Source organism: Kribbella sp. NBC_01245 (assembly GCF_036226525.1).
In the GTDB taxonomy this organism is placed as follows: Bacteria; Actinomycetota; Actinomycetes; order Propionibacteriales; family Kribbellaceae; genus Kribbella.
On sequence record NZ_CP108487.1, the window covers coordinates 2045022 to 2064547 of the forward strand.

Genomic DNA, 19526 nt, shown 5'->3' on the forward strand with positions numbered 1-19526 from the left:
TATGGGTCAGTCGTAGCTTGCCTGGGTCCACCAGTGGCCGTTTCGTACGGCGAGGAGCCAGGCGCGGCCATCGGGGCCGACCAACTGGAAGCGGGCTAGACGGCTTTCGGCGTCGGTGTCCCACCAGCGCTCGTCGACGGGCCAAGGACCGGCCCAGGCGGTGACGGGCTGAAGGTCCGTATCGAGATCCGGGCTGAAGTGGGACAGGTGGCCCGACAACACCCCGCGCGCGCTGACCGAGACCGAGCGCCCGTCGGGGCCGAGGACCCGGGCGGGCCGAGGCTCGGGATAAACCGTCGCGGGTGCCGGGGCGGGCAGGCTGCCCGGCCAGGGCAGGTCAGGGGCCAGCTTCGGCACGGGTCTATCGCCCCACGGGACCAGCGTCTGCCGGTCGGCCGGACCGCGGCCGCCGCCGATCACCACGGTGGCGACCGCACCATGGCCGAGCATGCTCTGGACCCGGGACAGCGCCCGGTGGATCCGCTCGTCCGGCCCGCCACCCCACAGCCCGTCGGCGTGCGCACCGACCGGATCGACGCCGGCCGGGATGAGCCGCACCCGGGTGACCGCCGAGGTCAGCTCGCTCGTCGCCGTACCGCTGCCCTGGAGTTGCCAGCGGACCCGGTCCACCACGTCGGCGGCGCTGAACCAGCGCGGGTGCAGCCACTCCCGGTCGTGGATCCGGCCCGACTCGGTGCCGATCTCGACGTGCAGGGTGGTGCAGACCAGGCCGAGCCCGGTCAGACCGGTGATGAACTCATCGGCCAGACCGCGGATCGAGAAGGCCACCTGGTCGACCCGGTCCACCGGTGGTTCCAGATCGACGGTGCGGGTCAGTTCGGGTGGCGCCTGCCGCGGCACCACCGGCCGGTCGTCATCGCCGCGGGCCAGCCGATGGGCGAAGGCGCCGTCACCGCCGAACCGGGTCAGCACCTCGGTCGCGGGCAGCCCGGCGAAGGCGCCGAGGGTGCGCAGGCCGAGGCGCCGGAGCAGGTCGGTGAGCGCGGGCTGTTCCAGCACGTCGACGGAGAAGTCAGCGAGAAACCCAGCCGAGCCGCCCTCCGGCACCACCTGCACCCGCGTCTCGGGCGAACTGGTCCGGGCGGCCTGCTCCGCGGCGAACGGGCCGTCGGCGATACCGATCCGCCCGCCCGGTACGTCGTACGTCTCGAGGCGGTCGAGCAGTTTCGCCGCGGCGGCCGTCTCGCTGCCGTAGAAGCGACTCGGCCCGCGGGCCCGCAGGGCGCACATGCCCGGGCGGATGATCTGCACCCCGGGCGTGAGCGCCTCCAGGCACGCCACCACCGGGTCGAAGGCGCGAGTGTCGACGACCGGGTCGTACTTCAGCACGACCAGTTCGGGACAACGGGACTGCGCATCTCGTGTGCGCAGACCACGCCGTACGCCGCTGGCGCGAGCGGTGGCGGAGCTGGCCAGCACCTTGCCCTTCTGCAGTACGGCGACGGGCGCGTCCGGCGCGAGCCCGGCGGCCGCGGCGGCAGCTATGACGGGCCAGTCGGGGCACCAGATCACCATCGTGCGGGTCAGCGCGGATCGGGATCGGCCCGGCAGGGTCTCGGGAGAGGTCGTCATCCCACCGCCTCCTGCTGCCAAACCGGCGCCACTATCGGAGCAAGCCCTGAAACCGGCACAGGGTCGACCGAGCGGATCGAGCCGTCTTCCGCTGGCAACCAGAGCAGATGCCGATTCGGCCGACCAGCCGAGCCACGACCCGTGACAGCGATCGTCGCCTGCCGGGCCAGCAACCGGCCATGCCCAGGCTGCAACCCGGTCCACCGAGTGCCCTGGACCTCGAACCGCGCCTCGCTTCCCGGCCAGGCGCCGACCGAGATCAGCACCGCGCCCCGGGACCGCAACCGCGCTGCCAGCCGGGACGCCTCCCCCGGGGTCACCACGCCGGGCGGCCGGACCACCACCACGGTCAGGGCGTCGACCAGAGCGGCCACCACGCTCAGCCAGTCCTGCTCGGGATCGGGCACCAGCACGAGCCGGTCGAGATCGACGCCGAGCCCGCGCGCCGCCTCCGCACCGAAGGTCGGCAGGCCGACCACCCCGCACCAGGCGCCCTCGGCCGACGGACCGGCCATCATCGCCATCACCAGCGAGGTCGAACCGCGGACGGAGTACGTCGCGCCGCCGCGCAGGGAACCACCCGGGAGCAGCTCCGAGACGCCCGGCAAGGTCGGCAACGTCCGGTCCTGCGCGGCCGTGTCGAGCGCCTGCTGCACCCGCGTCTCAGTCGTCCGCGGCGCCGGCACCACCCGCCGCGGCACCGCTGCCCCACCCGGCACCACCGCCACCTGCGGCGCGGCAGACTCCGCGGTGGCGAGCCGGGCGGCGTGTTGCTCCCGGGCCCTGGCCAGCAGGGCCCGAGCCTGGTCCATCGGGGGCTCCCGAAATTCACCAGAGCCGAGCTGCGATCCCCGTGCCGTCACTCACCCATGTTCGAACACCTGTTCGAACATGTCAACTAACGCGGAGGGCGATCAGGCGACCACCGCGTGCGGCCGACGGAAGCCCGGCAGCAACTCGTCCACCAACGCGTCGGTCTCCGGCTCGGCACCCCGCGGCCCACCGTGCTTGGCCAGCATCGAGTACATCTGGGCCGCTACCGCGCTGACGTCCTCGCGCTGCCCGAAGTGGTCCGCCAGTCGCAGCGTGGCCCGCCACAACTCCTCCGAGGCCGGGTCGAACTTCAGGCCGGTCTGCAGCGCCGTACGGGCCAAGTTGCCGTCGTTGGCGCGCAGCGAGGCCTCGGCCAGCTTGAGCGCCGCGTCCACGACCGCCTCGGCCATCCGGCGCTCGATCCCGGAGGTCGCGAGCCAGGAGTAACGCCCGGCCGGCAGCTTCGACCAGGCCGGACCGTGCACCAGGCCGAGTGCCGTCGAGAGCGGACCACGCGGGTCGTCCATCAGCGACGCCTGCTTGGTCAGCGTGCGGAAGACGTCCCAGTCGACGCGCACCACGGTCCGGTTGAGCATCCACCGGCCACTCTCGTCGGCGTACATCGCATCCGGGCCGAGCCAGCGCCGGGTGTGCTCCAGCGCCGCGTCGCGCAGCTCGTCGCTGATACCGCGCGGCCAGATCGAACCGACCAGCACGTTCGGGTGGACGCCGTAGTCCTGGCTGGCGAGGAAGGCCGCGATCTCCGTGGCCAGCTCCAGCCTGCCGTCCTCCAGCTGACCGCGGGCGTCGACCTCGACCGGCCCGAGCAGGTCGATCTCGACCGGCGCGGCCACGCTGAGGTCATTGCCCGCGTACTCGTAGGCGGGCATGTCCTGTTCGAGCCGGATCTTGTCCCGCGCGTCGGCCTCGGCCGCGTTGAACAGCGCGACCAGATCGGCGAACTGCTCCGGCGCGATCCGGTGGGCGTCGACCTCCAGCCCGAGCAGGCGGCAGACCAGGCTGTCCTTCTCGTCGACCACGAACCGCCAGGGAGCGGTCATCACGTCGCCGACGACCAGCACGCCGACACTGCGACGCGGGTCGGACGCGAGCTGGTTCAGCTGGTACGCCTCTTCCGGCGACGGCGGTGCGGACAGCACCAGGATCTCCGCCCCCCAGAGGTCCTCGTCGGGGTGGATGATCCGGGCCCGCGTGACGGAGTCCACGCCGTACCGCCCACAGGCCTCGGTCTGAGCGTCCGTACGACGCATTACGTCGCCAAGTGCCTCGTGCAGCGAGGAGCGGTACCGGAGCCGGCTGGGCGCCAGCGCGGACAGGTCGTCGCCGAACCCGACCATCGACACCCGCGCGCCTTCGGACCACAGGTTGGTGGCCAGCTCGACCGCGAGCGAACCCACCACGTCGCGCGCCGCGTTGACGACACCACCGAAGCTGGCAATGCCCTGAGCCTGGCTGAGGTCCACCAGCACGATCGCGTGGTCAGCGTTCCGCCCGACCGTCACCAGCGAGGGGTACGGCGAGGGAGCGGTGATCTCGGCCTCGGGGGCATACGCCCGGCGCAGCACCCACCGGCGCCCGTCGGCGATGACTCCCCACGGGGGCGGCGGCGCGGACGGGTTCTCCGTGGGAGCCAGCACGAGCGTGAGTGCCTTGTCCGTCACCAGTGCGGCCACAATCGCCGGCACGGGCTGGTTCTGCTGCTTGAGCGCGGCACCGAGGTGGCGCAGCGCGCTGTCGACGAACTGGGCGGTCGGCACGTCGGAGGCGAGCCGCAGGTCCACCTCGGTCTGACGGTGGCTACCGGATTTCGGGCCCGGGCCGAGCGCCCAACCGCGACGGCGCTTCAACGCCAGCGCGAGGCCCGCCGCGAGCAGCGTGGCGCCGAAGCCGTACAGGCCGGCCTCGACCGGGTCGAACCCGCTCTCGGTCGCCACCGGCGCGGGCGCGTCGTACACCCTGCTGCCACCGGCGACCGGGCCGCCGGGGTTGCCGCTGTCACCGGGCACGTGCGGCGCGACCTTGTCGGGCTTGACCGCAACGGGCTTGGAGTCCTTGGCCTTCGGGTCCTTCGAGGCGTCGCCGATCTCGACCGAGGACGGCTTCTCCACCTCGATGGTCTCGCCGGTGCGCTTGTCGGTCTGGGTCTTGGTCGGGTTCTGCCGGTGCTCGCCGGCCTTCTTCTCTTCCTTCTTGTCGACGACCTTCTTGTCGGTCGTCTTGTCAGCGGTCTTGTCGACGATCTTGTCCTCGACGTTCACCTTGACGGTGTGCACGCCCGAGCCCTTGGCGTCCGCGGGTAGGCGCACCTGCCAGCCCGGCAGGATCAGGTCCGGGTTGGTGAGCCGGCGACCGTCCGGCTGCAGCTTGTTCTTGTTGAGGTCGTAGATCTCCTTGTAGCGACGGCCGTCGCCCAGGTGCCGTTCAGCGATGTCCCAAAGGCAGTCGTAGTTGCGCCCCTCGGGCGGGCGGACCTCGGTGTACTTGATGACCTTGCCGCTCTGGTCATTGTTGGTCCGCACGCCGGTCTTCACCCCGCCGCCGAGGTCGACCTTGCTCGGCGCCTCGGTCTCGAGGTACGCGTTGCGCGAGTCACCGCCAGCGGTGGCGGTGATCGAGTTCTGCGGGCCGACGGTCGAGAGCGTCGCGGCGTTGGCCACTGGCAGGGTCACGCTGGCGGCACCGACGAGCAGCACCACACCCGAGATCAGGCGTCGCGCCAGCGTCTGAGACCCGCCACCGAGCGGCACGCGCGGCGACAGCCCGTGTCCCTTGCGCTCGGCGATCGCCTCAGCGACCAGGCAGACCAGGAAATGCGCCCACGCCACCCAGATGAAGAAGGCGATGATGCCCAGCACCGACTCGGCGGTCAGCTCACCGAACAGCACATCGCGGTTCGGCATCTGCTCCGGCCAGGGTGTGCCGAAGAACGTCAGCAGCACATACGGAACACCGCCGACGATCGCCAGGATCGCCAGCAGCGAAGCGAACCCCTTGAGCCGGTCTCCCGCGCTCGTCGGCGGTCGCTGCGGCAACCTGGCAGCGGCCCGCTGCGGCGTACCCGTCGTCCTCACCATCGTGCTTCCTCCATCGCCACGGCGTCAGCCACCGATCGCCTGGACTTCCTGAACCGGAAGCCGCTGCACTGCCTTCACCTCGAAGCGCCCCAGGTCCGACCACGAGTTCTGGTCGGTGCGCCACAGGGCGACATCCCAGAACACGCTGATGTTGACCGTGTACATCCCGTCCTTCTGGGTCGCGCTCGAACGCTTGTAAACCACCTTGCAGGGGTTGGACTGATGGAACGGGTCCTGGGTTTCGTCGTATCCGTCCGATTCCAGCGGTTCCAGCCCCAGCTCGCAGGTCACCTTCTCCTGCCCGTCACCCGGATCGATCACCATCTTGCCGACGATGGCCCGCATCCGGACCAGGCAGGTCGGACAGCCACCGCGGAAGCCGATCATCGGCCGGAGGTTCTCGTCCAGGAAGACGGCCGAGCTGTCCGGCGTGAGCTTGAAGTACGCCGGCACGTTGACGCGCGGCGTATACGTCGGGTTGATCTGCAGGACCGGCGTCGGATAAGTGGTGCCGAACCGGTCCCAGAACTGGTCCATGTAGTCGACATCCCGGCACTGGTCCCGCTCTTCCGGGGTCAGCGGCACGATCTCCCGCTCGAGGTGGACGTTCGGACCGCCCCAGCCGGCGTTCAGGTCGTAGTCGACGATGTGGACCCGCATGAACCAGGTCTTGCCCTCAGGCGGAGCAGGGAGGTTGATACCGTCCGGCACCGGAAAGTCGCGACAGGGCACAAAGACCCTGCCACCCAATCGGTCCCGCCAAGGCACTGGTGCCCTGGTGAAGCCACCGCCACAGTAGCCGCCGAAGCCGCGGGAGTTCGCGTAGTAGGTGCACCCCTGGTCCGGGTAGCTACCGGTCACCTTCGCGGCAGCGGGCTGCACAGTCGCCAGCGTCCCCAGAACGAGGCAGAAGGCCACCAGGCCACGGCCTAGTCGGTTGCGCATGCTGTCTCCTGTAACTGGTCTTCATCGGAGCGTATCGCCCGGCAGGGGCATTTTGCCCGTTGCAGCACGGCGAGGAAACCCCTCCCGCTCACGGTTCGATCACGTCGATCACGCAGGGTAGGGAATCCCGGCGCAGGTGAAGCCGGCATTCCTCGAACCCATCCAGCGGTACATCACGAAAGTGCCGTTATGCGGCGCCATGATGATCACGTCGGGTGTTCCCTTGGGTGCGCTGCGTATCCACTTCTTCGTGGCCGGGTCGAAGTACTCGGTTCGTTGCGACCGGCAACTGCCGATCCGCACCTTGCCGTCGGCCTGCTTGTCCACCTTGCGCAACACGATGCTGCCCGGTGGCTTCATCACCCAGCCCGCCTTCTTCGCCACCGCGATCTGCGCCTCGACATCGGCATGGAAGTACGCCGGGAAGGTGCTGCGCAGCACGGCGTCGTCGCGGTCCACCAGGGCCTTGAAATAGATCGGGTACGCCGCGGCGAACGCCTGTACGGCGGGTTGGTTCTTGAAGATGTGCGTCACCACGATGATCTGACGAGCCGGCCCGGTCGTCGTCGTGGCCGAGGTCGTCGTAGGCGTGGACGGCTTGTCGGTAGGCGTAGAGGCGGACGCCGACGGGGTCTCGCTCGGGTCGCCGCCCGCACCGGGATCGACCGGCGTCGGCGCGCCACCGGTCGGCTCGTTTCCGCCGCAACCCGCGACAACGCCCAGCAGCAACGCCACGGACACCACCGCGGCGCCCACGCGCGTACGACCTGCCATCTCTTACCTTTCCTCAGTTCTCCTGCCGCAACTTCTTTTGCGTTCATTCGTCGGAATCCGCCCTCCCAGCGCAGCGCACCTGCACCGGCTCGCTGAGGGGAGAGGGCGGATTCCGACGAATGAACGCAAAAGAAGAGGTTACGGGTCAGCCGCCGCCGGTGGGCGGGGTGATGGGGGTGACCGACGTCCCCGGGGTCTTGGTGGGATCCGTCGGCTTTGGGGACTCGGTCGGATCCGTCGGGTCAGTCGGCGTCGGAGTGATGCTCGGCGTACAGCTGGCCGGCATCGGGAACGGCGCCAGCGTCCAGATTGGCGTCGGCGAACCGATCGTCCAGCGCACTGGGCATGGGATGTCCAGCGTCGGCGGATTCGCGGTAGGCCTGACCGTGACATCCGGCCTCTCGTCGGTCGGAATCACCGTCAGCGGCGGCACGGTCGGCGAGTCGTCCGACTTGAGAATGCCCTGCTCCGCATGGGCTTCGCCCGCGCCCTTGGCCGTCAAATCCGTGTACCCGACCACTGCCAGGAACGCCGTCTTGCTGCTCAGCTCGACCTCGACCCGGACCTGCTCGTCGTTCAGCACCGTCGGCGCGCAACCCGTCACCGCCGGGTCGTTCCCCATCACCTGACGGCAGAACTCGCCGATCGCGTCACCGGCCTTGGCGACGTCGATCTTGGCCTCGTCACTGTTCAGGTCGATCGCGGCGGCGCCGACCCGGGCGGCCTCCTGCGCGTATCCGGCCGCCCGCGAGCGCGCGCCGAGCTGCCGGCCACCGTCGAGCACGAGCCCGGCCAGCAGGAAGATCATCACGATCAGGATCACGATCGCCGGACTCAGCGAGCCCCGCTCGGTCCGCAACCGCCTAGCCATCAGAACCATCCCGCACGCCTCGATAGGGATCGACCGAAGAACTGAACTGGCGGGAGACGGTCGTATCGCCGCTCAACCCGAGCAGCCCGAGATCGCGGTAGTCGATCGTGCAGGTCACCTCGACCGTCAACGTCTCCCCCGGCTCGAACCCGCTGGTGATACTCCCGCTCGCCGTGTCCGCACACGACCGGAACGCCTGCCCGGCCGCCCGATCCACCGCGTCGTTGAGCCGGATCTCCGCGTCGTCGCTCGAACGCGCCTGACTCGCCGCCCGGGCGCCTTCCCGCGCGGCGTTCTCCAGCAGCGAAGCGGTCTGGTAGTACCGCCCACAGGCCATCAAGAACATGAACAGCATCAGCATGATCGGCGCGAGAATCGCCAGCTCCAGCGCCATCGTCCCGCGCTCCCCCGCACGTGCACGTCGTACGGCGGGCAGGTGGAAGCGGCGCATCAGTTGTCCGCCTCGAACTGCTCGATCGGCCCGGTCGCGGTACGGCTGACGGTGAACGAGACCCCGGGAATCAGAGAAACGGTGTCGCCCGAGACGGTCACCGCTACCTGCCCTTCGGGCTCGTTGTACTTCAGATCCGGCACGGCGGTGTTGCGCAACGCCGTACCACCGAGACGCGCGGCGTACCCCTGGGTCTCGGTCCGGACCTGCTCGCCGAGGCCGTCGGTGTAGACCGCAGGCTGGATCAGCCGGAGCTGGGAAACGCCTTCCTGGGCCGCGTTCAACGCGACCGAACGGCCGTACAGCCAGAGCGCGGCCTGCACGGACATGAAGATCAGGCCGAGCAGCATCGGCGCGATGATCGAGAGTTCGAGCGCGCTCGCTCCTCGCTCGTCGCGCTTTCTGCCCGGCACCGTCCCCTAGTCCCTTAGCCCTGGTCGATTTCGGCGGTGCGCTCGGTGATGACGCGTCGCACCACCAGGCCGATCGCCAATGCGGCGCCGACCAGGATGGCCGAGATGATCGCCCATTCCAGCGCCGAGGCGCCGACCTGGCCGCGTCCGCGAGCCCGCTGGTTATGGGCCCGCGCCAACGCGTAGCCGACCATCGCGCGCACGAACTGCACTTCGCCGTTCATCCGGTTCCTTTCACACGCTCGAGGGCCTAGCAAGACCCCTGATGCGCTCAGTATGCCCCGGAAGAGGTCCGATACGCCCACCCGGGCCTGGTGCCGCGCCGCGTTGTCTGCGACGCGACATCCACCCGTTAACCCACTCTTTGCACCATCACCGATGCGTTGCATAGCGGGGCACTGCAGTGCCTGGCCCAGATGGCAAACCGGCCGTCACCGCTCAGGCGGACATAGTCGTGATAAGAGCCGCTTGCAACTGGCGACGTGAGGCTGCGGTAGACGCCGGAGGCATACGAGTAGACGCGTGCTTGGCGAACCCCTGCCTGATGGTCGTATGTGGTGTAGGACATCACGGTCGCATCATTGGAGAGGTCCTCGACCCTCAGATCTAGCGGTTCTGCGAGATGGAGCTTGGCGTCACCCGAAGTGACTGCTCCGGCAGTGCGCTTCTTAGTTACAACCGCATAGCGCTTGTCAGTGAGCAACACCTTCGCGGTGAAACTTGAGCCGTCATAGGAGAGAGCCGACAGCATCACGTCCTTGACGCCAGCGCCGAGCGGGATCGTCGTAGTCGTACTAGTCGTCGAGTCGAACACCCTAGATTGTGTGGTCCATAACGCCGGATCTGTGGCCGAGTTGTAGTTGCTGAACGCGTAGCCGAAATAGCGCCCGTCCCGTGACAACGCCTCGCTACCCCCACTTTCGAACTCGCCGATCGGCTGGGGCCCGCCGCCCTTTACATAGCGCATCGCTAGGACGTTATTCCCCGCCGGTGCCACCGTGGACAGCACACTTCCTGAGGCGGACAACTGAAGGCTCAAAATATCCGACGTGCTCGACGAGGCGATCCAACTCGTTCTCGTACCGATGCTGTGGACGAGAATGCGGTTATATCCGTTAGTCACATTGACGAAAGCGACCACATCGCCGTTAGCGCTGACACCGAGGTGACGGTACTGGCTGACCGCTTCAGGGGTTACTCCGTCAAGACCTCGCGATGCCAAGGTGATCGATCCGGTCTCGAGGTCCTTACGGAGCAGGAACCGCCGGTCATCGTTCGGATTCTTGATCTCCGCCGGTGCCAGATTGCTCCATGCGGCCGCAGTAAAGATGGCATAACGCCCGTCGTCGCTGATGACTGGGTGGTACGTCTCGCCTGCAGTGGCTGACGAGTCGGCTTCCCCCGTGGCGGTTACCGCGATATTCGTGGCTGCGCCGAGTTTGACGACGCCGATAAGTGGGGTGAGCGGTTCGGTCGGCTTCGAGCCCTGGCTAGAGCCTTGCGCGTTGACCGCTGTGATGGAGACCGAGTAGGAGAGGAACGGCTCGAGTCCGCTCAGGCGCAGCGCGCGGGGTGTGCCGGCCGGGACATATCGAGCGCCAGTGTCCGGGACGGTGCGAACCACGTAGTACTGCAGCGCTGAGCCACCGTCGAAACCCGGATCCCAGGTCACCTCAGCCCCGAGCGGGACCGGGGCTGCCTTGACGTTGATGGGCGGCGAAGGGTCGCCTGGTCCGACCCGGATACGGACCGGCGTCGCCAGCGGTGGTCGACCGACACCTCCCGGCGTCATCGCTTCGACCATCACCTCACCCATCTGCGTCGCGGATGCGGTGAATACACCTTCCGGCGTGATCGTGCCGGGGCCACTAAGCATTCGCCAAGTGGGCTCGACCTCGGGATAGCCCTTGATGGCAGCCTTGAAGATGTGGGTGGCCGCGAGTTCGATCTGCTCGGGAGGATCTTCGGCGACAAGGCCCCGGAATGATCCCTCAGCCTGGAGGAGCGTTTTGGTAAAGACGAGAAGCTCGTCCTCAGACCACTCGAACTTCCAGCGGAAGAGCTTTCCAGACCATCCGACGCCCAGCTTGATACCCAGATCGACCTTGAACCAGGGCACCCCCAGACTGTCGGCACTTAGTTCCGTGAAGACCTGCAGCCGAACGCTCGGACCTGAGATCCCCATCAAGAAGACCGTCAGCTTCGCGACCGGGCCAGTGCTCATGGTGACCTTCGCCGAAGGAGTGACGAACGCCCCGTTGTCGCCGACCTCACGGTTGATCGAGGTCGCTGACACCTGTTCTCCGCGCGATTCGATCCGGGCACCGATCTCGCGGGCATAGGAAACCTTGAGCGTGGTGCCGAGTTTGCCGGTGAAGTCGAACCCGTAGCTGAACTTCAGTTCCGGACAGACCAGGACGGGCACAAGCCCGACAGTGACGGTGAAGCAGCGCGGCTTCAGGGTGCCGAGGTCCATCTCCTGTTCCAGCTTGAAGCCACCGCTCGAGACGGTGGCGCGGCTGCTGAGCGAGATCTTGTTGACGACCTCCGTCGCAGTCTCAGCCGAGCCCAGTCCGATATCGAACTTGGTTTTGATCTGGGGCTTGAGCGACATCGAGACGTCGACCGACTTGCCCTCGGACTTCATATCGAACTCAAGGACGAACGCCCCATCGCGTAGGCCGATCGACGGTGCCTTGCCCTGGACCGGGCTACCAGCCCGCTGACCTCCGCCGCGCAACGACTTGCCGTCGATCGTGGCCTCTCGTAGCCGGACTCGCGAGTTCGCCGGCACGAAGGACGCGAGATCGTCATCTCTGACGACTAGATCAGCGGCGAGCGCACCATCGTCGAAAACGTCCGAGAGATTCGCCTCGACCGTGTAGATGGTCGTCAGACCACCCTGAACTTCGACCTGACTCACACGGCGCAGCAGCCCACGTGGGGTCTTGGCCGTGGAGGGGGCGACAAGGACGTCGCTCACCTTGAGCGCCCGAACCTGCGCGGTTGGATTCTCGAAAACCAACGTGCCGTCGGCGTGAACGTATCGGGCGCCGGCCATCGACTGCTCAGTCAGGATGACAGGGGTGACCGCGAGGTCAACGGCCGGTGTCAGCGGCTCGCTGGGCGGACTGGCCTGGCCGGTGCCGACCTGGTTGGTCGCCGCGACCGTGAAGGTGTAGGAGCCGGCTGGATCTAGACCGGTCACCGTCCCACTGTTGGTCGTCGTAGTGATCTGCTGGCCGCCGGGGCTGGTCGTGACGATGTAGCCGGTGACTGCCGAGGTGCCTTCGTCGGTTGGGCGGTCCCACTTCAGCGCAACAGTTCCCGAGCTGCTGACCGAGGTCTGAACCCCCTCAGGCTGACCCGGCACACGGGCAGCGGTGGGCGTAAGGCGCTGCAAGCGGGCGTCGCTGAGACCGGTCTTGTTCCGCGCCCGGAGGCTGAAGGTGTATTCGGTCCCGTTGGTCAGGCCGTTGATCGAGGTGACCGTAGTGTCTGGAGCGACGGTCACCACCTGGCCACCTGGCGAGACCTCGATCTCGTATCCGGTGACCACGGCACCGCCATCGGCAGGCGGCAACCACTGCAGGTCCGCGCGTCCACTAAGTGCGATCGCCGTCGAGAAGATCGGAGCCAACGGAACATCGGCCACGACCGGCACAACCGCCTCAGACGGATCAGACGCCTGCTCTCCGGCCGCGTTGACCGCGAAAACGGTTGCCCTGTAGGTCGTGCCATTGGTGAGACCTGCCACCGTTCCGTCCAAGGCTGTTCCCGGCACCGTCTGGGAAGCACCGCCAGGTGTCGTCACGATGCGATAGCTGACAACGGATCCCGGTCCGGTGGGCGGCGAGTCCCAAGCCACGCGGATCGCACCATCCCGGGGTGTGACATTGCTGATGAACGGCTTCCCAGGCGCCTTCGGAGCGGTCGGAGTCACCGGATCCGACGGCGCCGACACGGCCGAACCGACGACATTCCTCGCCCGAACGGTGAAGGTGTATTGCCGATCATTCGTCAGACCCGACACCACAGCCGAGGTAGTCGTCGCGGTTGCCGCCTGTCCCCCAGGCGAAGCGACGACCTCATATGACATTGGTAGATCGCCGTCGACAGTAGGCGCCGTCCAAGAAACCGAAGCCGCACCGTTCTGCGGCGTGCCGACGACCGTGGTCGGCGTACTTGGTGCTGTCGGCGCCATCGAGTAGCCCTGAAGATCGACGTAGATCCGGATCGTGGCATTCGTGCCGTTGACGATGGTTGCCGAGCCGGAGGCATCGAGCCTGGCCCACACGAGGTTGAAGGAGTTGCGGCCGGTGGGGAACACAACATCGGTCACGCCAGCGGGCCGGCTAGTTCCTGGCGGGTAGGCGACCAACTCACCTGTGGTGCCGCCACCCGCGCCGATCACATGCAGCGCGGCGGCCGAGACACCTGTCGCGGGTACGCCGCCCTTGCCCGCCACCTTTACCGTCGTGGTGGCGCCGGCCGCCAGCAGCGTCGCGCCGGAGTCGTGGATCCGCAGGGGCATCACCGACTGCACCCGCAAGGTCGCGGCCGTCGTACTCATCGACGGCGTGTAGTAGCCGACGACGTCGACCAAATAGTGAGTCGTCCCGGGCGACGCGTTGACCAAACTGAGCCGACCGTCCGAGGCCAGCCGGGTGATGGCGCTGTTGGTCTTCGGGAGGTTGGCGGTGAACTGCCCGTGCGAGACCACCGGAGCCGTCGTACCGGCGGGATAGATGGTCCACCGGCCCGCGCCCGTCGGGCTGAGTGCGGTGATGTTCAGCACCGCTGCCGAGATCGATGCCGCGGCGGGTAGCCCGCCTTTGGCGGCGACTGGAACGGTGATCGCCGCGTTGGCGCCCACGGGAGTCTTGGTCCCCACGCCGATGGCATTCCTGGTATCGACGATTCGTGCCTGCTTAAGGGGAACGAAGCGAGTTGCCGGAGCGGTCACGCTGTCGTCGGTGTAGTAACCAGCGACATCCACGATCAGCCGGAGTGTGCCTGAGCTGGAGTTGTGGAAGCTCGCCTCGCCGGCCGCATTGACGCGCAGCAGAGAGCTGGAAGTCGTCCACCCGCCTACTGGGAAGATCAGCGTAGAGACGCCGGGACGTGGCTGACCCGCCGGCCACGCAGGTAGTGCGCCTGCCGCAGTCGGGTTTCCTACGTGAATGTTGACGGATAATCCGCTGATACCGGACGCCGGCAATCCGCCTCGACCGGCGAACTTCGTAGTAACGGTCGTCTGCGCCGGAACCGCAGTCGAGGTAGGAACACCCACCGCGGCACCAGTGTCCAGGAGCCGCGCCGGCGTGGTCAGCGGTACATATTGGCCGGCCCCACTCGTCGGTGTCACGGACGCGGCCGTACCGGCGGCCGAGCCTGTTGGAGCGCTTGGAGCAGCGACGCTGGGAACAGCGAGAAGTGAGGCAAAGACACTCAGGACAGACAAAAGTAACAGCACGTGGCGGCGCACCGGATTCCCCCTACAGTCGACCGATTCGCCGAGACCCTAGCCCGGTTTCACCGCCGCCGGGGGCTTTCTGCAGGAACCTGCAATCTTAGTTGGCCAGGATTGCCGCAGCGGCAGGATAGGCCAGGAAGAGCAGGAAGGCGGCGCACATCACCAACTGGGCGACGAGCATGGACTGGGAACGTTCCCCTGCCTTGCCTTCCACGTCGGCGAGTTCCTTGCGGCGCAGGCTGGCCGCCCGCGACAGCAGGGAGGCGCGGATCTTCGCGCCCTCGTCACCGGCCAGCGCGAGTGCGGAGGCCAGGTCGCGCAGTTCGTCCACGCCGAGGTCCTCGCCGAGCCGGGCCATCGCGTCCCACGGAGTGATACCGATCAGCCGCGCGTTCGCGAGCGCCTGCCGGATTCTGGCCATCGCCCAGTGGTCGCCGATGGTCGAGGCCGTCATCAGGGCCTCGGGCAGACCACGGCCACCGGCCAGGTTCATCGCGACCAGGTCGAGGAAGCTGCCGACCACGTGCCGGAAGTCCCGGCGCCGGATCTCGGCCTCCTGGCGCAACGCCAGATCCGGCAGGAAGAACGCGAGCGCCGCGCCGCCCAGGGTCACGATCGCGGGCGTCACACCGGGCGCGTAGGCGCCGAGCACCAGCCCGAACAGCCCGAGCACAAAGGGAATCACGAACAGCGCGGCGATGGCGGCGAAGACCTTGGTCGCCATCATCGCGGCGAACGGCCGGTTCATCACCGCGAGGTCCCGGCGCAACTTGCCGAAGTGCCAGCCGCGGGCGATCGCCTCGGCCTCGAGCCGGCGGCCGAGCGTGTCCTTGGCCCGGTCGACTCCGCCGAGCACGCGCTCCCCAGCCGCGCTCGCCGTCGCCGCTGACGTGTAGCCGGTACGGGCGGCGTCGATCCGCGCGATGGTCGACCGTACGTTGGCCGCCGGGCGGACGAAGACCCGCACCAGCAGGTAGATCCCGGTGCCGAAGATCGCCCCGGTGAGCAGCGCCCAGGTCATCCGACCACCTCCATCCGGTCGTCGCCGAGCTTCCGCGCCTGGGTCTGACCGGCGCCGGCCAGGAACCGCTCCGGCACCTCGATCTTCGCCAGCCGGCGCAACCACACCAGGCCGATCGTGTAGAGCCCGATCACCAGTGCGAGCACGAACTGCCCGATGAAGGTCGTGTACGGCGCGACGTACTCCGGGTTGAACAGGATGAGCATGGCCGCGACGAGCAACGTCACGCCGACGACGACCTGGACGCTCCGGCGCGTACTCCGCCGCTCGGAGGCCACCTTGCGTCGTACGTCGAGTTCCTCGCGGGCCGAATCGGCCAGGGCGGTGAGCACTTCGCGAAGGCCGGGGCCGCGTAGTCGTGCGTTCAGAACGAGGGCTGCGATGATCAGGTCTGCCGATGGATCGTCGAGGTCGTCGGCGAAACGCATAAGGGCCGTCGGCAACGGTTCGCGGATGCGGAGGCGGTCGACCAGCAGGTTGAGGCTCGGCTTGATCGCGGGAGCGGCGTTCACCGCGGTGGCGGGAATGGCCTGTTCCAGGCCGACCGCGCCCGCGATCGTGTCCCGCATCGCCTCGGTCCAGCCGGCCAGGGCTTCCAGCCGCTCGATCGCGCGGCGTTCCTCACCGGCACCGCCGAAGAAGCGGTCGGCCAGACCCGCCAGGGCGCCGAGGGCGACGGCGAGCACGAGCCAGCGGGTGACCACCAGCACCACCAGGCCGACCCCGATACCGATGCCGAGTTTGACCAGGGCCTTGCGGTTGGCGGGGTTGTTCGACCGGGAGAATAGCGAGGGCGTCGCCTCCTTCGGCTCGGTCCCCCGCAACGCCACGATCAGCAGCAGGATCGCGCCACCGACGACGGCACCGCACAGCAACGCGAGGATGGTCCGGTCGTCCATGTCAGGCCCATCGTCCATGCACCAGCGGCTGGTAGCCGAAGTGCTCGAGTTCCTCGATACAGGCGATCGGCGCGTGCGGCGCGGCCCGGCCGTCGGCACCCGGCGCGAAGATCTCGCCGGACAGCACCCGGCCGTCCCAGCCGGTCACCTCGCGGACGCTCTCGATGTACCGGCTGAGGCCGCCGCCGTGCTGGTAGTCGTTGAACTTGCGCACGAACACGACGAAGTCCAGCGCACCCGAGATCAGCATCTGGGTCGCCTCCATCGGCAGCCGCTCCTGCGACTGGATGGCGTACGTGCTGATCCGGTTGAACACCTCCATCGAGCTGTTCGAGTGGATCGTCGACAGCGAGCCGTCGTTACCCTGGCTCATCGCGTTCAGCATCGTCACGATCTCGTTGCCGAGCACCTCACCGACGATGACGCGGCTCGGGTTCATCCGGAGCGAACGGCGGACCAGGTCCGCCATGCTGACCTCGCCGGCGCCTTCGGAGTTCGGCAGCCGCTCCTCGAACGCGACGACGTTCGGGTGCAGGTCCTTGAACTCGCCCAGTCCGAGCTCCAGCGCCCGCTCGACCGTGATCAGGCGTTCGTGCGGCGCGATCTCGTTCGCGAGGGCGCGTAGCAAGGTGGTCTTACCCGAGTTGGTCGCGCCGGCGATCATGATGTTCTTGCGGGCCGCGACGGCCGCCTTGAGGAACGACGCGATATCGCTCGACATGGTGCCGTTGTTCACCAGGTCCGGCAGGAACACCTTGCCCAGTCGCGCCCGCCGGATCGAGATCGCCGGCCGGGAGGTCACGCCCATCACGGCCGACAACCGGGAGCCGTCGGGCAGCCGCAGGTCGAGCTCGGGGTTGGCCGAGTCGAACGGACGGCTGGTCAGACCGGCGTGGGCCGCCAGCACCTGGATCAGCTCGACCAGTTCCTCGTCGCTGTCGGCCACCGGCCCGGGACGTTCCTCGCGCCCATCGCCGTACTGCACGAACACCTGATCGCACCCGTTGATGTCGATGTTCTCGACCTCGGGGTCATCGATCAGCGGCTGCAGGCGTCCGACGCCGAACAGCGCCGAGTGGATGGCCTGAGCGATCTCGGCGTCGTCGTCGGGCGTGGGCGGCGTACGGCCCTCTGCGAGCTCGTAGCGCGCGTGGTCCTCGAGGACCTGCACGATCAGCGAACGCGCGTACTCCCGCTCATCCTCGGCGGACATCGGCGGTACGCCGTTCACCTGGTCCCGTCGGCGCTGCTCGTTCAGCCGCTCGGCCACCTGGACGCGCAGCTTGCGCACCAGCTCCTGGTCGATCACTGCTGGTACTCCCCGGTCGTGCCCGTTGTATCCGTCGTACCGGCCGTACCTGTTCCGTAGTAGTCAGACGTGGTGTAGCCCGACGCCTCGGTCGTGCTGGCCGTTTCGCTCGTACTGGCCGCCGTGTGGTCCGTGGCGGTTGCAGCGTCGTATGTCGTAGTGCCGGCGTCATAGGTCGCTGTGCTGTCGTACGTCGTCGCACTGGCCTCGTACGTCGCAGTGCCGTCGTACGACGCGGCAGCGTGCTGGGCTGAGCCGTAGCTCGCGTTGTTCGTCGGGAAGGCGGCCTGGGCCATGTCGAAGTCGGTCGACGTACGCGGTGCGACGGCGGCCGCCATCTCGGCCGCGATCACGCTGCCGGTGCGGATCAGGCTGGTCCGGTCGAGCCGTCCCACGCCCCTGCCGTCGAAGAACGCGGCACCCGCCGGGTCGAGCGCGAGGTGCCACCGGTGCTGGATCGGCGTCGACATCTGGTCGAGCACGGACCAGACCTGCCGTACGCCGTCGCGCCGCTTCGGGTCGGCCACCACGATCACGCCGAGCTGGGCGTCGACGTGGTGGACCAAGGACGAGATCCGCTCGCGCAGGTGCGCCACGGACGACCCGGTCGCCGTACAGACGAGCACGACGAGACCGGCGGACTGGAGCACGGGCAACTGCGGCGAGTTCGGGCCGATCCGCCCGCAGTCCGCGAGCACGTCGCTGCCGTACATCTGGTTGAAAGCCTGTCCGAGCGGCGCCCACAACCCGCCCATACCGCCGATCTGCTCAGGCGCGCGCACGCCCAGCAACACGTCGAGGCCACCGTCGAGCTGCTGGCTGTGCGCCATGATGACCTCGTCGCCGATGCCCTTCCGCCCGGCGGCCGCCAAACTCACGAGCCCGCGGTCGGGGTTCAGCGCGGTCTGCCCCGGCCCGGTCATCCGGATCGCGACATCACTGCCCGACGGGTCGCACTCGCTCAGCAAAACCTGCCGCGGCCAAAGCGCCCCAACCACCAACGACGCCGTCGTAACCCCCGGCGACCCTTTCGCGCTCGCCAACGCCACCAACGCCATCAGCGACTACCACCAGCGGGCGAGATCTCGGGCTTGGTGTTCGGTGGGAGCCTGACCAAAACGATCGTCTTCGTTGCCGCCGCTGCCCCAACCGCTGCCGCGTCAGTCGACGGCACCAGGATCGTCGCCGTCTGCGTCTTAGCGCTTGCCGACGCCTTTTCGTCGCCGATCTTACGGCCCGTGGTTGTGACGACTGCCGCGTCCACCAGCACCGACGGCTGACCGTCACTGTTGTTCGCGGGCACCCGGATCACCTTCACGATGTCGCCACCGCTGAGCCCATCGGAAGGCAGCCTGCCGTCCTCCAGGCTGATGCCCACCAGCGCCCCATTGGGCGGAACCTCCGGGGCTGTTCCCTCGGTGACATTCTTGATGGTGATCGGCTGGTTCGTGTAAAGCGCCGTGGTCGTGTAGCGATCCTTGACCTTGTCGAGGTCCGACCAGCTCACGAGCGCCTTGGTGTCGCCCGCGAAGCTCGCTCGGGCGAGGTCCTTCTCCGTCAGCTTCGTCCCCTGGGGAATATCCCGGCGGACGGCGACGAAGTACTCGCGGTCACCGCTGCGCAGCGCGATCAGCGCCGACCCGGCGGCACCGAGCAGAATCAGGATCACCGCCAACGCGGCAAGCGCCGGCCGCCGCTCCCTGGTACTGGGAAGTCGATGAGGCCCGGCCACCGGGCTCTTGCCCGCATTCCGGGAGCCGGTATCCGAAGGACGCGAAGAAGACGAGAAGCTCACCCGCCCTACCGTAATGGTCAACCAGTCCCACCCGCCTCCCCAGGGCCAAACACGCCCACAGAACCCTTGGC

15 protein-coding genes are annotated in these 19526 nt (G+C 68.0%); all 15 read right to left on the reverse strand.

Features of this window, described 5'->3' with window-relative positions:
• Nucleotides 1-6: 6 nt before the first annotated feature.
• The gene (locus OG394_RS09040) at nt 7-1593 is read right to left on the reverse strand and encodes a DNA polymerase Y family protein (RefSeq protein WP_328994612.1); all 1587 of its coding nucleotides are present in this window, start codon (nt 1591-1593) and stop codon (nt 7-9) included.
• Nucleotides 1590-2405: a hypothetical protein gene (locus OG394_RS09045; protein ID WP_328994613.1), complete on the reverse strand. Its 816-nt coding sequence runs from the start codon at nt 2403-2405 to the stop codon at nt 1590-1592. Before OG394_RS09045 ends, OG394_RS09040 begins: the two co-directional genes overlap by 4 nt.
• Before the next feature lie 102 nt (nt 2406-2507).
• Entirely contained in the window at nt 2508-5501 is a 2994-nt protein-coding gene (locus OG394_RS09050; RefSeq protein WP_328994614.1) for a hypothetical protein, read from the reverse strand.
• Between the two features lie 24 nt (nt 5502-5525).
• On the reverse strand, nt 5526-6446 hold the full coding sequence (locus OG394_RS09055) for a hypothetical protein (RefSeq protein WP_328994615.1): 921 nt from the start codon (nt 6444-6446) through the stop codon (nt 5526-5528).
• 108 nt (nt 6447-6554) lie between these two features.
• On the reverse strand, nt 6555-7220 hold the full coding sequence (locus tag OG394_RS09060; RefSeq protein WP_328994616.1) for a hypothetical protein: 666 nt from the start codon (nt 7218-7220) through the stop codon (nt 6555-6557).
• 145 nt (nt 7221-7365) lie between these two features.
• Nucleotides 7366-8091, reverse strand: a complete 726-nt coding sequence (locus OG394_RS09065; protein WP_328994617.1) for a Tad domain-containing protein — start codon at nt 8089-8091, stop codon at nt 7366-7368.
• Nucleotides 8084-8542 (reverse strand): TadE/TadG family type IV pilus assembly protein, encoded by a 459-nt coding sequence (locus tag OG394_RS09070; protein WP_328994618.1) that lies wholly within the window; start codon nt 8540-8542, stop codon nt 8084-8086. The genes OG394_RS09065 and OG394_RS09070 overlap by 8 nt, the downstream gene beginning before the upstream one ends.
• Entirely contained in the window at nt 8542-8955 is a 414-nt protein-coding gene (locus OG394_RS09075) for a TadE/TadG family type IV pilus assembly protein (protein WP_328994619.1), read from the reverse strand. The genes OG394_RS09070 and OG394_RS09075 overlap by 1 nt, the downstream gene beginning before the upstream one ends.
• Nucleotides 8956-8969: 14 nt before the next feature.
• Nucleotides 8970-9179, reverse strand: a complete 210-nt coding sequence (locus tag OG394_RS09080) for a hypothetical protein (protein WP_328994620.1) — start codon at nt 9177-9179, stop codon at nt 8970-8972.
• 128 nt (nt 9180-9307) lie between these two features.
• Nucleotides 9308-13954 carry a fibronectin type III domain-containing protein gene (locus OG394_RS09085; protein WP_328994621.1) on the reverse strand — a complete coding sequence of 1549 codons (4647 nt, stop codon included), beginning with the start codon at nt 13952-13954 and terminating at the stop codon, nt 9308-9310.
• Nucleotides 13955-14528: 574 nt separating this feature from the next.
• Nucleotides 14529-15452: a type II secretion system F family protein gene (locus OG394_RS09090; protein ID WP_328994622.1), complete on the reverse strand. Its 924-nt coding sequence runs from the start codon at nt 15450-15452 to the stop codon at nt 14529-14531.
• Complete coding sequence (locus tag OG394_RS09095) at nt 15449-16351, reverse strand: type II secretion system F family protein (protein WP_328994623.1); 903 nt, start codon at nt 16349-16351, stop codon at nt 15449-15451. The genes OG394_RS09090 and OG394_RS09095 overlap by 4 nt, the downstream gene beginning before the upstream one ends.
• A gap of 1 nt (nt 16352) precedes the next feature.
• Nucleotides 16353-17660 carry a CpaF family protein gene (locus tag OG394_RS09100; RefSeq protein WP_328994624.1) on the reverse strand — a complete coding sequence of 436 codons (1308 nt, stop codon included), beginning with the start codon at nt 17658-17660 and terminating at the stop codon, nt 16353-16355.
• The gene (locus OG394_RS09105; protein ID WP_328994625.1) at nt 17657-18718 is read right to left on the reverse strand and encodes a hypothetical protein; all 1062 of its coding nucleotides are present in this window, start codon (nt 18716-18718) and stop codon (nt 17657-17659) included. The genes OG394_RS09100 and OG394_RS09105 overlap by 4 nt, the downstream gene beginning before the upstream one ends.
• Nucleotides 18718-19455, reverse strand: a complete 738-nt coding sequence (locus tag OG394_RS09110) for an SAF domain-containing protein (RefSeq protein WP_328994627.1) — start codon at nt 19453-19455, stop codon at nt 18718-18720. Before OG394_RS09110 ends, OG394_RS09105 begins: the two co-directional genes overlap by 1 nt.
• Nucleotides 19456-19526 lie beyond the last annotated feature (71 nt).